The organism is Vibrio sp. D173a (assembly GCF_030248475.1).
This window is the reverse complement of the sequence record NZ_JAHGAH010001567.1, coordinates 1-733: the sequence shown is the minus strand read 5'-3', so window position 1 is coordinate 733 and position 733 is coordinate 1. Positions and strand designations below refer to the sequence as shown.

Below are 733 nucleotides of genomic sequence, written 5' to 3'. Positions count from 1 at the left end.
CGCAGAACTTCATCACCTCAGCTGGCTTAGGCACTATGGGCTTTGGTTTGCCTGCAGCGATGGGTGCAGCCGTTGCTCGCCCGGATGATCAATCAATCCTTATCTCAGGTGATGGTTCATTCATGATGAATGTTCAAGAGCTTGGGACACTTAAGCGTCGCCAGATCCCAGTGAAGATGGTGCTACTCAACAACTCGCGCCTTGGTATGGTTCGTCAATGGCAATCGCTATTCTTCGATGGTCGCCACAGTGAAACCATCCTAGACGACAACCCTGATTTCGTAATGCTCGCGAAAGCTTTCGATATTCCGGGCAAAACCATCACCAAGAAGGAAGAAGTTGAGCCAGCCATCAAAGAGATGCTTGAGAGCAAAACAGCTTACCTTCTGCATGTATTGATCGACGAAGAAGAGAACGTATGGCCACTTGTACCACCTGGTGCATCAAACAGTGATATGTTGGAGAACACGTAACATGGAAAGATATTTACTAGACATCAAAGCCGACGATAAGCCGGTACTGTTAGAGCGTGTTCTTCGTGTTATTCGTCACCGTGGCTTCATCGTTAAGCAGGTTGCTGGTACGCAGAACCATGAGAGCAAAATCGCGAGCGTTGAGATCATCGTTGATAGCGACCGCCCTATCTCTTTCTTGGTTAATCAGATTGAAAAGCTATGGGATGTACGCACTGTCGATGTGATTTCCATTAGCCGTAACGAACTACCAAACAATA

2 protein-coding genes are annotated in these 733 nt (G+C 47.3%); both read left to right on the top strand.

Annotated features, from left to right (window positions below):
* On the top strand, window positions 1-473 hold a 473-nt coding region (locus tag KIV40_RS34790; RefSeq protein WP_285354019.1), incomplete at its 5' end, for a thiamine pyrophosphate-dependent enzyme.
* 1 nt (window position 474) lies between these two features.
* On the top strand, window positions 475-733 hold a 259-nt coding region (gene ilvM / locus KIV40_RS34785; RefSeq protein WP_285354016.1), incomplete at its 3' end, for an acetolactate synthase 2 small subunit.